At 72.5% G+C, this 14,439-nt stretch carries 13 protein-coding genes; 5 read left to right on the forward strand and 8 right to left on the reverse strand.

The window, feature by feature from the left end:
* Positions 1-13: 13 nt before the first annotated feature.
* A complete protein-coding gene (locus EDF53_RS11500) occupies positions 14-1,060 on the reverse strand; it encodes a LacI family DNA-binding transcriptional regulator (RefSeq protein WP_111085521.1) in 1,047 nt (348 codons plus the stop codon).
* 121 nt (positions 1,061-1,181) lie between these two features.
* Between EDF53_RS11500 and EDF53_RS11505 the strand changes: the two genes are divergently transcribed.
* Genes EDF53_RS11505 through EDF53_RS11525 form a run of 5 tightly spaced genes read left to right on the forward strand, consistent with a single transcriptional unit; the run spans position 1,182 to position 7,934 of the window.
* Complete coding sequence (locus EDF53_RS11505) at positions 1,182-2,471, forward strand: ABC transporter substrate-binding protein (protein ID WP_123293851.1); 1,290 nt, start codon at positions 1,182-1,184, stop codon at positions 2,469-2,471.
* Positions 2,472-2,501: 30 nt separating this feature from the next.
* Entirely contained in the window at positions 2,502-3,440 is a 939-nt protein-coding gene (locus EDF53_RS11510; RefSeq protein WP_123293696.1) for a carbohydrate ABC transporter permease, read from the forward strand.
* Between the two features lie 50 nt (positions 3,441-3,490).
* Entirely contained in the window at positions 3,491-4,345 is an 855-nt protein-coding gene (locus EDF53_RS11515; protein WP_123293697.1) for a carbohydrate ABC transporter permease, read from the forward strand.
* On the forward strand, positions 4,342-6,663 hold the full coding sequence (locus tag EDF53_RS11520; RefSeq protein WP_123293698.1) for a glycoside hydrolase family 3 protein: 2,322 nt from the start codon (positions 4,342-4,344) through the stop codon (positions 6,661-6,663). Before EDF53_RS11515 ends, EDF53_RS11520 begins: the two co-directional genes overlap by 4 nt.
* A complete protein-coding gene (locus EDF53_RS11525) occupies positions 6,660-7,934 on the forward strand; it encodes a glycoside hydrolase family 125 protein (RefSeq protein WP_260215485.1) in 1,275 nt (424 codons plus the stop codon). Before EDF53_RS11520 ends, EDF53_RS11525 begins: the two co-directional genes overlap by 4 nt.
* Before the next feature lie 39 nt (positions 7,935-7,973).
* Here EDF53_RS11525 and pgm read toward each other — a convergent pair whose 3' ends face one another.
* The 7 genes from pgm to EDF53_RS11560 form a co-directional block, all read right to left on the reverse strand.
* Positions 7,974-9,593, reverse strand: a complete 1,620-nt coding sequence (gene pgm, locus EDF53_RS11530; RefSeq protein WP_123293700.1) for a phosphoglucomutase (alpha-D-glucose-1,6-bisphosphate-dependent) — start codon at positions 9,591-9,593, stop codon at positions 7,974-7,976.
* Between the two features lie 104 nt (positions 9,594-9,697).
* Positions 9,698-9,943, reverse strand: a complete 246-nt coding sequence (locus EDF53_RS11535) for a hypothetical protein (protein WP_123293701.1) — start codon at positions 9,941-9,943, stop codon at positions 9,698-9,700.
* Between the two features lie 59 nt (positions 9,944-10,002).
* Positions 10,003-10,665 carry a class I SAM-dependent methyltransferase gene (locus EDF53_RS11540; protein ID WP_123293702.1) on the reverse strand — a complete coding sequence of 221 codons (663 nt, stop codon included), beginning with the start codon at positions 10,663-10,665 and terminating at the stop codon, positions 10,003-10,005.
* Positions 10,662-11,294 (reverse strand): DUF2064 domain-containing protein, encoded by a 633-nt coding sequence (locus EDF53_RS11545; protein ID WP_123293703.1) that lies wholly within the window; start codon positions 11,292-11,294, stop codon positions 10,662-10,664. The genes EDF53_RS11540 and EDF53_RS11545 overlap by 4 nt, the downstream gene beginning before the upstream one ends.
* A complete protein-coding gene (locus EDF53_RS11550) occupies positions 11,291-12,076 on the reverse strand; it encodes a glycosyltransferase family 2 protein (protein ID WP_311316837.1) in 786 nt (261 codons plus the stop codon). The genes EDF53_RS11545 and EDF53_RS11550 overlap by 4 nt, the downstream gene beginning before the upstream one ends.
* Before the next feature lie 327 nt (positions 12,077-12,403).
* The gene (locus tag EDF53_RS11555; protein ID WP_123293704.1) at positions 12,404-13,474 is read right to left on the reverse strand and encodes an NAD(P)-dependent oxidoreductase; all 1,071 of its coding nucleotides are present in this window, start codon (positions 13,472-13,474) and stop codon (positions 12,404-12,406) included.
* The gene (locus tag EDF53_RS11560) at positions 13,471-14,424 is read right to left on the reverse strand and encodes an MTAP family purine nucleoside phosphorylase (RefSeq protein WP_123293705.1); all 954 of its coding nucleotides are present in this window, start codon (positions 14,422-14,424) and stop codon (positions 13,471-13,473) included. Before EDF53_RS11560 ends, EDF53_RS11555 begins: the two co-directional genes overlap by 4 nt.
* Positions 14,425-14,439: the final 15 nt, after the last annotated feature.

The following is a 14,439-nucleotide window of genomic DNA, read 5'->3' on the forward strand; positions in this document are numbered from 1 at the left end:
CGGTCTCCTTCGGTCAGGGAACGGTGGCGGCGGCTGGGGCGGGGCCGGTCGAGCCGCGGACGTGCAGGGCCCGCCCGCCGACCTCGGCATCGGTGACCTCGTCACCCCGGACGAGTCGTTCGACCAGGGCGACGGCGGTGCGGGCGGACTCCTCGACGGGGGCGTCCAGGGCGGTCAGCGACGGACGCACGATCGACGAGACCCACGAGTCCTCCCACGCGACGACGGACAGGTCCTCGGGCACGCGGACGCCGAGCTCGGGGGCGTGCGCGATCACCTCGGCCGCGATCGCCTCGCCGTCCAGGACGATCGCGGTGGCGCGGTCCAGCCGGGCGAGCAGGTCGGCCACCGGGTCCTCGGCGTCGGCTCGCCACCCGAGCACGAGCGCGTCCACGCCCCGGCGCGCGGCTGCGGCGGTGAAGCGGGCGTCGCGGGCGCCGGTGTGCGCGAGCGCCGGGCCGTCCCCGACGCGGGCGATCCGGCGGTGCCCGAGCGAACCGAGGTGGTCGAGCAGGGACTCGGTCGCGTCGGCGTCGCCCACCGTGACCGCCGGGACGGTGCTGCCGGCGATCGGTGCGCCGAGCATGACGGCCGGGGCCGCCAGGTGCTGCAGCATCGGGATGCGGGGATCGTCGGTGCGGACGTCGACGAGCAGGAAGCCGTCGACCCGCTGCTCGGTCCACCACTGCCGGTAGACGGCGGCTTCGTCGTCGGCCTGCACGAGGGTGACGGACAGCGACCACCCGATCGCGGCGAGGGGTTCGGTCAGCCCGGCGATCAGCCGCATCGTGAACGGGTCGCGCTGGAAGGTGTCGCGTGAGCGGGCGAGGACCAGTCCCAGGCTGTGCCCTGCGTTGCCGGAGAGCTTGCGGCTCGCCAGGTTCGGCCGCCAGTTCAGGTCGTCGGCGGCCTTGCGGATGCGGGCCGCGGTGGCGGCGGACACGTTCGGCCGCCCGTTGAACACGTGCGAGACCGCCGAGGTCGAGACGCCGGCGCGCTTGGCGACCTGCGCGATGGTCACGCGGCGTCGGTCGACGGCTCCGGCGGTGGTGTCGCTCATGCCGTCGAGCGTAGAGGCTTGACCGCGTCGTGTAAAGCGGTATACGTTGCTCGTCACCTGAAGTACACCGCTGTACCAAATGCATCGCGATCGCTCCACCATCCACCGCCAGGGAGGCACCGTGACGGACGGCATCAGTAGGCGCACCCTCATCGGGGCCGGGCTCGGCGCCGGCATCCTCGCGCCGATCCTGGCCGGGTGCAGCGCCCTCACCCCGGCCTCGAGCGGCCCCGGCACGCTGAGCGTGCACACCCAGCTCAGCGGCGCGGTCGCGGGTGCGCAGACGTTCACGGACGTCGTCGCCGCCTACCGCCGCCGCACGGACCGCAAGGTCGCCCTGCTCTCGAACGGGTCCGACCTGCCGATCGTCTTCGAGACGAGTTCCCTCGCCGGCAAGGAAGCCGACGTCGCGATCGTGAACATGGTCGGGCGGACGTTGTCCTGGACGGGCGAGGGCGCCACGATCGACGTCTCCCGGTACCTCGACGAGTGGGACCTGCGCGACAAGATCATCCCCGAGGCGCTCGAGGAGTGGACCGACGACCAGGGCCGGCTCCGGGCGTTCCCGTTCACCCGGACGAACTGGCCGGTGTCGTTCAACACGGCGCTGCTCGAACAGGCCGGTGTCAGCGAGATCCCGACGACCTCGGACGCGCTCATCGCCGCAGCCGACCGCCTGCGCTCCGCCGGCATCGGGCCGGTCACCGTCGGTGGGTCGGACTGGAGCGGGCAGAAGCTCCTCATGCAGGTGATCCAGGGGTTCGTGTCCCAGGACGAAGCGGCGAAGGTCTTCTCCACGGGCAGGATCTCGGAGAGCGCCGGTGCGGTCCGCGGAGTCGAGCACTTCGTCGAGCTCCGCGACGCCGGGGTCTTCGTGGACTCGGTGCAGGGGTTCACCTCGGACTCCGAACTGACGCAGTTCACCACGCGCAAGGCCGCGATCGTCCCCGCGATGTCCTCCGCCCTGGCGCTGGTGTCGAAGGAACGCGCGAAGGAGGTCACCGTGGGTGGCTGGCCGGTCCCCTCACAGCACGCGGCCATCGCGCACCCGAGCGTCATCAAGAGCTACAACGGGCACGGCATCTGGATCAGCGAGAACGGCCGGGCGAAGCTCGACCTCATCAAGCCGTTCGTGCAGTACCTGTACTCGTCGGCGGTGACGACCGAGTTCGTCCTCGACTCCGGCCGCGACATGAGCCGGATCACCGACACCGTCAGCCGCGACTTCCCGCTCGTCGCCCAGGCGTCGAAGCTCACCGACGACCAGGTCACCCCGGTGATGCTGCCCGACCTGCTCGTGCCCGACTCGGCGTACGAGCCGATGATCCGTGCGACCAGCCTGGCGTACGGCTCGGGCACCTCGGCCGACCGCATCATCGACCTCTTCGAGCGCGCCTACACGGCCGCCTGACCCACCCGACCCTGCGAGAAGGAGCTCCCCATGGCAGTACTCGTCGAGGAACCACCCGTCCGGTCGGCGTCGACCCCGCCCGGGCCAGCCCGCCGCGGATCCCGCGCCGTCGGCAGCAGCCGCGGCAGCTTCCCGACCTTCGCGATCCCGGCGCTCGTCTGGTACGGCCTGTTCATGATCGGGCCGGTCGTCGCGATGATCGTGATCGCCTTCCTGAGCTGGCCCGGCATGCTCGTCTCGCCGACGTTCGCGGGGCTCGACAACTTCCGGGTGCTGTTCTCCGACGAGACGTTCTGGGCCGCGGTCCGGAACAGCACGGTGCAGATCGTGGTGGGGCTGCCGATCATGATCGTGCTGGCGTTCCTGCTCGCCTTCCACGTCGTGCAGAAGCCGCGCGGGCACAAGGTGCTCCGCTACCTGCTCTTCATCCCGGCGCTCATCTCGGCACCGGCCACGGCGATGATGTTCTACGCGATGCTCAACCCCGACGGCCTGGTCAACGGGGTGCTCGCGACGCTCGGCATCGGCGGCAAGGCCTGGCTGGCCGACCCCGCGACCGCCCTCGGCGCGCTCATCGTCGTCGACCTGTGGGCAGGCATCGGGTACTCGGCGGTGCTCATCGCGAGCCGGCTCGACGGCGTCGACACCGAGGTCGTGCAGGCCGCCCGCATGGACGGCGCCGGATCGTGGCGGCTGGCGTGGGGTGTGTACTGGCCGATCGCCCGCGACTTCATCGGGGTGGTGGCGATGCTGCAGTTCCTGTCGATGCTGTTCAGCTCCGCGCAGAACGTGCTCCTGCTGACCCAGGGCGGCCCGGGCACCGCGACCACGACGCTGTCGTACCTCGTGTACCAGAAGGCGTTCGTCGACACCGACCTCGGCTACAGCCAGGCCGTCGGCGTCGTCCTGTTCGTGCTCGGACTCGCCGGGATGTTCGTCATCCGCCGTGTCCTGCGCAAGACCCACTGACCTTGACGCCTGACTGACCGCCCCTGACCGACAGACCCCGGGAGACCACCATGGCGAAACCCACCGCCGGCATCCGGCTGCGTGACCGGATCGGCTCCATCACGAGCGGCACCGTGGCGTGGATCTACGCTGCCCTGCTGATCCTGCCCTTCTACTACTTCGTGGTGTCGTCGTTCAAGGACAACGACGGCATCTTCGAGTCCCCGTTGGCGCTGCCCGCGTCGTGGGACCTGTCGAACTTCACCGAGGCGATCCGCCAGGCCTCGCTCGGACCGGCCATCGCGAACTCGGCGATCACGACGGTGGCGGCCCTGGTGCTGACGCTCGTGCTCGCACTGCCGGCGTCGTTCGCCCTCGCCCGGGCCACCGGTCGCGCGGGACGGATCGTCGAGGGGCTGTTCTCGCTCGGGTTCCTCATCCCGTCGTTCGCGGCGCTGTTCCCGACGTTCCTCCTCGCCGCGGGCATGGGGCTCTTCCACACCCGGACGTTCCTCGTGCTCCTGTTGCCGGCGACCGCGATGCCCCTGGCCGTCGTGATCCTGACCCAGTTCATGCGAACGATCCCGCGCGAGCTGGAGGAGGCCGCGTCGATGGACGGTGCCTCGGCGTGGCAGGTGATGCGCCAGGTGTACCTGCCGATCTGCATCCCGGGCATCGCCACCGTGCTGCTGCTGAACTTCCTGTCGTTCTGGAACGAGTACCTGTACGCGCTGGTGCTCATCGGGCCGGACACCGCGCAGCGGACGATCCAGGTGGCGCTCCCGACGCTGAAGGTCGACGCCGGTACCGACTACGGCATGCTCATGGCCGGCACGCTGTTCACGCTGCTGCCGGTGTACCTCGTCTACTCGATCCTGCAGCGCCAGATGCAGCGTGCCCTGGTCTCCGGAGCGATCAAGGGATGACCGAGTACCCGAACGACAAGCCGATCGGGGCCAGCCTCGACGTCCGCGCCCGCATCGGCCAGCTCAACCAGCGCCTGAAGGGCTGGGAGGCCGTCCGCTGGGTCGACGGCCGGCCGCGGATCACCGACGTCCTGCGCGCCGAGGTCGACCGGTGGGGTGGCATCGGCGCGGTCTACGGCGTGCTCCGTGCCGACCCCTGGTCCGGCGTGCACTGGGGCAACGGCATCCCACCCGAACGCTCCGCCGAGGCCTACGCCGCCGTGCAGGACCACGTCGTCGCGCACAGCGACGGCGGCGTCCCCACGCTCTTCGTGGAAGAGGTCCCGCACGGACTGCAGGCCCTCGGCGGCACGACGGTGCCCGTGAACCTCGCGCTCGGCGCCGCGATGGACGAGCAGCTCGTCGAGGACCTCGCGGCCGCGGTCGCCGCCGAGGTCCGCGCCCGCGGCACCCACGTCGCCCTCGTCTCCGGGCTCGACGTCCTGCGCGACCCCCGGTGGGGCCGGAGCGAGGAGTGCTGGTCCGAGGACGCCGCGCTCGCCGCGATCATGGTCGCCGCCACCGTCCGGGGCATGCAGGGCGGCGGTCCGGGCACGATCGACGACCGACACGTCGCGGTCGTCGCGAAGCACCTGGCCGGGCAGGGCGCCGGCATCGGTGGGCGGAACGGTTCCGGTGCCCCGATCGGCCGCCGCGAGCTCGCCGAGGTGCACCTGCCGCCGGCGCTCGCCGCGGCACGCGAACACGTCGCCGGGTTCATGGCGGCGTACAACGACGTCGACGGGGTGCCGTGCTGCGGCAACCGCGACCTGCTCACCACCACGATCCGCGACACGTGGGGCTGGGACGGGCTCGTGATGGCCGACGGCACCGCCATCGACCGGCTGCGCGACGTCACCCCCGATCCGGCCTCGGCGGCTGCGCTCGCGCTCCGTGCCGGGGTCGACCTGAGCCTGTGGGACGAGTCCTACACGCACCTCGACGAGGCACTGGACCGGGGCCTGATCAGCACCGACGACCTCGACCAGGCGGTGGACCGCGTGCTCGCCCTGAAGCGCCGCGTCGGCCTGCTCGCGACACCGACAGCACCACCAGCGACACCTGCACCTGCACCAGCACCCGGCCCGGCCGAGAACGCCGAGCCACCGGAACGCGCGACCATCGCGCTCGCTGAACGCGCCGCTCACCGCGCCGTGGTCGCCCTGGGCGGAGTGCTGCCCGCGATCGCACCCGACGCCGTCGTCGCCGTGGTCGGCCCGAACGCCGACGACGTCGACGCCCTGCTCGGCGACTACGCACCCCCGAGGCCGCCCGTCGACCCCGGTGCGTCCACCGTCCGCTCCGCCCTGGAGGCCCGGCTCGGCCCCGCCCGGATCCGCACCGCCCGGGGCAGCGGGCTCCGACAGCCCCTGCCGGGCCCCGACGGGCTCCTCGCGGTCCGCACGGCGCTCCTCGGCGCCGACGTCGCGGTGGTGGTGCTCGGCGGCTCGAGTCGTCGCGCGTACGACGACGGCTTCGAGGACAACGGCGCCGTCAGCGGTCCGGCACCGGACACCACGAACGGCGAGGGGGTCGACCTCGCCTCGATCGCCGTGTCCGAGGCGCAGCTCGACGTGCTCCGCGCCGCCCGCGAGAGCGGTCTGCCGGTCGTCGCGGTCGTCGTCGACGGTCGACCGCGGGTCCTGACCGAGGTGCTCGCCCTGGCCGACAGCGTGCTCGTCGTGCCGTTCCCGGGGCCCTCCGGCGGTCGAGCCGTCGCGGACGTGGTGTTCGGCGCCCCGGCCGAGGGGCGACTCCCCGCGACGTGGCCCGGCGCCGACGGCGTCCTGCCCGTGGCGCACGACGAACGCCTCGAGACGGCGCGCGGCTACGTCGACGTGACCAGCCGCTCGACCGTGACCGGTGCACCCGGGCCGGGTGGCGGGGTGGACGTCCGCCTGGCGGAGGGGAGCGACGCGGTGACTGCTGTGCGCCTCCTGGCCGGGGGCACGGTGACCGTCCCGGTGACGGTGCGCAACGCGTCGGACGCACCCCGTCGGGTCTCGGTGCCCCTGTGGGGGCGGCGGCGTGAACCCGGTGTCCGTCCGCGGCGACGACGACTGCTCGCCCTGGTGACGGTCGACGTGCCCGCCGGTGGGACCGTCGACACCGCGTACGCGCTCGGACTCGATGCGCTCGGCACGTGGGACGCTGGTCTCCGGCTCGGTGCACGGCCGCTCGAACTCGACTGCTGGACGGACGACGTGCTCGATCCACCCGGGTCGACGCGGACCGTCCGCGTCACCGACGGACAGGAGTCAGTGCGATGGGTGTCGTGACGCAGACGCAGCTCGAGGAGATCACGCCGACGCTGGTGGCGGCCGCCGACCGGGTCCGGGCCGCGGTCGGCACCGAGGTCGGCGACCGCGTGGAGCGCGCGCTCGTCCGCACGTTGCGGGACACGATCTCGCTCGACGACCACGGCGCCTTCGTGATCACGGGGGACATCCCGGCGATGTGGCTCCGCGACTCGACGACGCAGATGACGCCGTACCTGCGGTTCGTGGCGGACGACCCGGCGCTCGCGGACCTGCTCTGGGCGGTCGTGCGGCGGCAGTTCCGGCTGATCGAGCACGACCCCTACGCGAACTCGTTCAACCGCGAGCCGAACGGCGCGCACTACGACCCCGACGACCTCAACGCCGACCCGCTGGTGTGGGAGCAGAAGTACGAGGTCGACAGCCTGGCCTACCCGGTGACCTTCGCGCACGCGCTGTGGCGGGCGACCGGGTCGACCGCGGTGCTCGACGAACGGGCGCACCGGGTGTTCCGGACGATCGTGACGCAGTGGCGGGCCGAGCAGGACCACGACGCCTCGGCCTACCGGTTCGTGCGCGACGGGGCGATCCCGACCGAGACCCTGATGCGCGACGGCCGTGGCACCCCGGTCGCGGTGACGGGCATGACGTGGTGCGGGTTCCGCCCGTCGGACGACGCCAGCACGTACGGCTACAACGTTCCGGCGAACCTGTTCGCCGCCGAGGCGCTGCTCGCCGTCGCCGCGATCGCCCGGGACGTCTGGTCCGACACCGGCCTGGCGGACGACGCCGACGTGCTGCGCGCGAGCATCCTGGACGGCGTCCGGCAGCACGGCGTCGTGCCCGGGCCCGCGGGGGAGGACGTCTACGCCTACGAGGTCGACGGGCTCGGCGGCGTGCTGCGCATGGACGACGCGAACACCCCGTCGCTGCTGTCCCTGCCGTTGTCGGCGCCGTCGGTGCTCGACGACTCGGTGTGGGCGGCGACGCGGGACTTCGTGCTGTCGCCGGCGAACCCGTACTGGTTCAGCGGCACCGCGGCCGCCGGTGTCGGCAGTCCGCACACGTTGCCGCAGCGGGTGTGGCCGATCGCCCTGGCGGTCGAGGGGCTGGTTTCCGGGTCGCCGGCGCGCCGCCGGGAACTGCTCGACGTGCTCGTGGCGACCGACGGCGGGACCGGCGACATGCACGAGTCGTTCGACGTCGAGGACCCGGCGCAGTTCTCGCGCCCGTGGTTCTCGTGGGCCGACGCGATGTTCTGCGAACTGGCACTGGCGGCGGCCGAGGACTGATCCTCGACCGCCGCCAGTGCGGGTCCTGCGGGTGACCGACTAGGCGCCGAGTGCGGCGTCCACGATCTCCTTGGCCTCGCGCTGCACCTGCTCCAGGTGCTCCTGCCCGACGAAGCTCTCGGCGTAGATCTTGTAGACGTCCTCGGTACCGGACGGTCGTGCGGCGAACCAGGCGTTGTCGGTGACGACCTTGACGCCGCCGACGGCCGCGTCGTTGCCGGGGGCCTTCGACAGCTTGGCGGTGATCGGGTCGCCCGCCAGGGTCTCGGCGGTGATGGCGTCGCCGTCGAGCTTCGACAGGCGGGCCTTCTGCTCCTTCGAGGCCGCGGCGTCGACGCGCTGGTAGACCGGGTCGCCGAAGCGCTCGGTCAGCTCGACGTACAGCTGCGAGGGGGTCTTGCCGGTGACGGCGACGATCTCGGACGCCAGGAGCGCCAGGATGATGCCGTCCTTGTCGGTGGTCCACGCCGTGCCGTCGGTGCGCAGGAACGACGCTCCGGCGGACTCTTCGCCACCGAACGCCACGGAGCCGTCGATCAGGCCGGGCACGAACCACTTGAAGCCGACCGGGACCTCCCACAGACGGCGCCCCAGCGATTCTGCGACGCGGTCGATGATGCTCGACGACACCAGGGTCTTGCCGATGGCGGCGTCGTCGCGCCAGGCCGGACGGTGTGCGTAGAGGTACTCGATCGCGACGGCGAGGTAGTGGTTCGGGTTCATCAGGCCGCCGTCAGGCGTGACGATGCCGTGCCGGTCGGAGTCGGCGTCGTTGCCCGTCAGGACGTCGAACTCGTCCTTGTGCGCCAGGACCGAGGCCATCGCCGAGGGGCTCGACGGGTCCATCCGGATCTTGCCGTCCCAGTCGAGCGTCATGAACGACCAGGTCGGGTCGACGTCCGGGTTCACGACGGTCAGGTCGAGCCCGTAGTGGTCGCGGATGAGGTTCCAGTACGGCAGCGATGCACCACCGAGCGGGTCGGCGCCGATCTTCACCCCGGCACGCTTGATCGCGGCGATGTCGATGATGTTCTCGAGGTCGGCGACGTAGGTGTGCAGGAAGTCGTAGCGGTCGGGGGTGGCGTGCTCGGTGCGCTGCACCTCGGCGTTGCCGCCCTCGATGATCGCGTTCGCCCGGTTGGCGATCCAGCTCGTGGCGTCGCTGTCGGCGGGTCCGCCGTGCGGCGGGTTGTACTTGAAGCCGCCGTCGCGGGGCGGGTTGTGGCTCGGCGTGATGACGATGCCGTCCGCCGTGTCGGGGTTGCCGGCGCGGTTGTAGCGGATGATCGCGTGGCTCAACGCCGGGGTCGGCACGTAGCCGTTGTCGCTGTCGGCCAGGACGTGCACGCCGTTCGCCGCCAGGACCTCGAGCGCGGTGCGCTCGGCGGGGCCGGACAGGGCGTGGGTGTCGCGCCCGATGAAGAGCGGGCCGTCGGTGCCCTGCGACTGCCGGTACTCGACGATTGCCTGCGTGATCGCGGCGATGTGGGTGTCGTTGAAGGCGGAGTCGAGCGAGGAGCCGCGGTGGCCGGAGGTGCCGAACACGACCTGCTGCTCGGCGACGGAGACATCGGGCACACGGTCGTAGTAGGCGGCGACGAGCGCGTCGATGTCGACGAGGTCGTCTGCGGTCGCGGGGGTGCCGGCGCGGTCGTTCATGGGTCCATCCTGGCATCGCGCACCCGGACGCGTCCGGCCGGCGCACAGCCCGGGCCGCAGAGCGCGGCCGGAGCCGTGTCCGCCGACCGGGGCGACGGCACGGCTCAGGCGGTGCGGAAGGAGCCGGTCGCCGTGCGGAACGAGCCGGTGGCCGTGCGGGTGGAGGCGGTCCAGGTGCCGGGACGCGACCGCTGCACGTCGGTGAAGCGCCCGAGGCGTCCGGTGATCGGCGCGCCCGTGTAGGTGCCGACCGAGTCGGTGGAGCGGGTGCCCGTGAAGGACCCGCGCTCGTCACGGCCGCGGAGTCCGGACACGAAGGTGCCGCCGAGCGGGAAGGTGCTGTTCGTCATGTGCTCGACCGTACGTGACTGTCTTGCATGATGCAAAACAAGTGCACGAACGTGCGTGATCAGGCCATGAGCTCGCAGAAGCTCCGGCCCGCGACCGTCCAGCTCTGCCGCGCCACGAGGCCGGCGTCTGCCGCGTGCCGGTGCAGCGCGTCGAGTCCGACCTCGGCCCAGGGGAACCCGGCGCTCTCGTGGCCGTCGGCGTCCACCACGCGGGCGGTGTACACCCGGTCGGCCAGCGGGTCCGGGTTCGTCTCGACGATGACCCGGCCACCGGCGCGGACGATCTCGCCGCAGCGCTCGAGCAGGGCGGCGGGGTCGCCACCGATGCCGATGTTGCCGTCGATGACCAGGGCGGTGTCCCAGTGCCCCTCGTCGGGGACCGCGTCGAACACCGACCCCTGGATCGCGGTGCCACCGGACCGCTGGGCGATCGCCACGGCCTCGGCGGAGACGTCCACGCCGAGTGCGGGGATGCCGCGGTTGCGCGCGGCGACGAGCATCCGCCCGGGGCCGCAGCCGATGTCGATCACGGGGCCGTCGGCGTCGTCGAGCAGCGAGCGGTCGACCCGGTCGGCCGCGGCGCTCCACCGGCCGACGTCCATCGTCGTGACGACGTCGGGACGGTCCGGGTCGGTCAGCCGGAGCCGTCCGTCCGAGCGCAGTGCCCGGGCGTACGGCTCGCCGCCGCCGGCGCCGAAGGAGACAGGTGCGTGCATGGTCATCGGAGACTCCCCGCGGTCTCGGCACGGAGTGCCTGGGTGAAGCCGGAGTCCGGCGCGAGTTCGGCGACGCGTTCGGCGTCGGGCATGGTGTCGACGTCGAGCAGTTCGCCGAGGATCCCGACGTCGAGGCCGGCGTCGGTCAGGCGTGCGAGCTGGACGGCGCCGGTGTCGTCCTGCGACATCGGGACGCCGCGGAGCAGGTCGCCGGTCGGGGCCTGCAGGTACAGCGACCAGAAGCCGCCATCCTCGGCGGGGCCGAACCACGCGTCGCGCTCGGGCCGGTCGAACACCGGGGCGAGCGCGTCGGTGGACACCTGCGGGGTGTCCATCCCGACGAGGAGCAACGGGCCGTCGATGGCGTCGAACAGGAACCCGAGGCGCTCGTCGAGTCCGCCGCCGGGCTGGTGGAGGACGTCGAAGCCCTCGGCCGACTCCGGGACGACGTCGCCGTCGAAGAACAGCACGCGGCGCTCTGCGGGCAGGGCGCGGACGGTCGACAGGGTGTCGGCGAGGCTCGCGGACGCCACACGGGCGGCACCCTCGGGGGAGAGCGCCGGGGTCAGCCGGGTCTTCACCTTGCCGGGCAGGCACTCCTTCGCGACCACGGCCACGGTGATGCCGGCGGTCATGCGCGCGTCCCCTCGACCGAGGCGGTGACGGGTGCGGAGTCGGGCCGTGCCGCGGAACCGGTCGCGGCGGTGGAGCCGGCCACGTGGCGGACGGACGCCGGTGCGACGACCCGGACACGGGCCTCCCGGCGGTACACACGCAGCAGGCGGGTCATGTCGCGGACCGCGTTGATGGTGCCGCGGAGCGTCCCGGTCACCTTGCTGTCGCCGATGCGCTGCGCGTAGCCGATGTCGGACTCGTCGACGCGCCAGCCCGCCGCGTGGGCGGCCAGGACCATCTCGAGCGGGTAGCCGCTGCGGCGGTCCTGCAGGTCCAGGGCGACGAGGTCCTCGCGGCGCATGACGCGCATCGGGCCGAGGTCGCGCAGGCGGTAGCCGGTCGCGCGGTGCATGAGGACGGCGAGGACGCGGTTCGCGAACCGGGCGTGCGGCGCCCACGCGCCCTTGCTCGTCGGGACACGTCGGCCGAGCGCCAGGTCGACGCGGCCGCTCGCGACGCGGTCGACCAGCGGCGGCAGTTCGGCGGGGTCCATCGAGGCGTCCGCGTCGCAGAAGGCGACGAAGTCGGCGGTGGCGGCCGCGACGCCCGCGGCGCAGGCGGAGCCGAAGCCCTTCACCGGTTCCGTGACGACGAGGGCGCCGTGGGCGCGGGCGACGTCGGCGGAACCGTCGGTCGAGCCGTTGTCCACCACGATCGCGCGGTAGCCCTCCGGGAGGCGTGCGATCACCTTCGGCAGGGCATCGGCCTCGTCGAGGCACGGGAGGATGACGTCGACACTCATGTCCGTCATTCGGTGCCGGTCGTCAGATCGACGGGTCTGTCCTGTCATGCACTCGACGTAACACGACGACGCGCGTCGGGGTACAGGAAATCTGTACCCGATGGTCAGACAGCGCACTGTTTCGGGGCGGGGTCCCCAGAACGGGGGACAGGCGGACGGGAGGCCCGTGGCGGGCGTTCGTGTCGGGTCGCGTCCGGCGTGTGGTCGCGCTGGGCGCGGTGCGCGCGGGGCGCGCGGTGCGCGCGGGGCGCGCGGTGCGCTCGCTTGGTGAGCAGGAATGGTCGGGTCGCGTCCGGCGACCCGACCATTCCTGCTCACGAAGTGGGGCTACTGGACGGCGCTCCGGAGGGGAGCGGTCGCGAAGTCGCGCATGCCGGCCGCGAAGTCGACCTCGGCGCGCCAGCCGAGCTCGGCGGCGATGCGGTCCGAACTCGCCGTGACGTGCCGGACGTCGCCCAGGCGGTACTCGCCCGTGACGACCGGCTGGGGGCCGTCGGGGCCCGCGATCGCCGCGGCCATGTCGCCGATCGTGTGCACGACGCCGGACCCGACGTTGTACGCGCGGAACGAGTCGGCGGGCAGGTCGGCAGTCGCGGCGATCGAGGCGGCGTTCGCTCCGGCGACGTCGTCGACGTGCACGAAGTCCCGGCGCTGGGCGCCGTCCTCGAAGACGCGGGGGGCCTCGCCGCGGGCCAGTGCCGAGCGGAACAGTGAGGCGACACCGGCGTAGGGGGTGTTCGCGGGCATGCCGGGTCCGTAGACGTTGTGGTAGCGGAGCGCGATCGCCCGTCCACCCGTCGCGCGCGCCCAGCTCGAGGCCAGGTGCTCCTGCGCGACCTTCGTCTGCGCGTACACGTTGCGGGGGTCGAGCGCGGCGGACTCGTCGATCAGTCCGGGCAGCAGGGGGTGACCGTCCGGGCCGATCGGGTCGAAACGACCGGCGTCGAGGTCCTCGCGGCGGCGGGCCGGCGGCCGGACGGGCTCGCCGTCGGACGTCGTGTACGCGCCCTCGCCGTAGACGACCATCGAGCTCGCGACGACGAGTCGACCGATGTCGTGCCGGTCCATGCCGGCGAGGACGTACGCGGTGCCGGCGTCGTTCGACGAGACGTAGTCGGGGGCGTCCTGGAAGTCGACGCCGAGGCCGACCTTGGCGGCCTGGTGGCAGACGACGTCGACGCCGTCGAGCGCGGCGTCGAGCGAGACCCGGTCGCGGACGTCGCCGTGCACGAACTCGATGCCCTGCTGCTGGTGCGCGCGCACGACCTCGCCGGGATCGCCGTGGACGTCGTCGCGGAGGGAGTCGAGGACGCGGACCTCGTGGCCGTCGGCCAGCGCGCGGCGGACGATCGCGGAGCCGATGAAGCCGGCGCCGCCGGTGACGAGCAGGCGGGTCATGCGGTGGTGCTAGCGGTGATGGTGGGACCCGTGCTGGCGGCGGTGGGCTGGGTCCGCATGATGCTGGCGCTGGCGCTCGCCGGGACGAGTTCGCGCGGCGTGAAGTCGGCGGGGATCGCGCCGACGATCCCGCCGATGGCGCGGACGATCACCTCGTTGGCGCGGGCGAGACGCTCCATCACGAGGGCGTGGGTGACGGGTGCGCCGGCGTCGTCGGCTGCGTCGGCTGCGTCCGCCGTGGCCGCTGCGTCCGCCGTGGCCGCGTGGGCGGCCGCTGCGGCGGCTTCGTCCTCGGTCGGGGCCAGGCCGGCGTCGGCGTCGGTGACGAACGACAGGTTGACGGTCGCGATGCCGAGCTCGGCGGCGAGCGGGACCTCGGGGGTCATCGTCATGTTGATGGTGTGGCCGCCGGCCTCGCGCAGCCAGACGGACTCGGCGCGCGTCGAGAAGCGGGGGCCCTGGATGACCACGCACGTGCCGGTCGGACGGAACGGCACATCGAGTGCTGCGATCGCGTCGACGGCCGCGCGGCGCAGCGTCGGGTCGAACGGGTCGGCGAACGACAGGTGCTGGACGTCGTCCTCGAAGAACGTGTCCGCGCGGCCGAAGGTGCGGTCGATGAGCTGGTCGGTCACGACGAAGGTGCCCGGGGCGTAGTCGGGGTGCAGGCCACCGACGGCGCTCGAGGACACGATCGCCCGGACGCCCAGCGAGCGGAGCGCCCAGAGGTTCGCGCGGTGGTTGATGCGGTGCGGGGCGACGGAGTGCGCACGACCGTGCCGGGTGAGGAACGCGACCCGACGGCCGGACATCGTGCCGATGCTGATCGGGCTCGACGTCGGGCCGAACGGCGTCGGCACGTCCAGTTCCTCGGCGGTCCCCTCCTCGAACAGCTGGTAGAGGCCGGAGCCCCCGATGACACCGATCGTCACGGCTTCGTCGTTCTCCACAGGTCCTCCGAAAGG

It is taken from the genome of Curtobacterium sp. PhB78, assembly GCF_003751685.1.
Taxonomy (GTDB): Bacteria; Actinomycetota; Actinomycetes; order Actinomycetales; family Microbacteriaceae; genus Curtobacterium.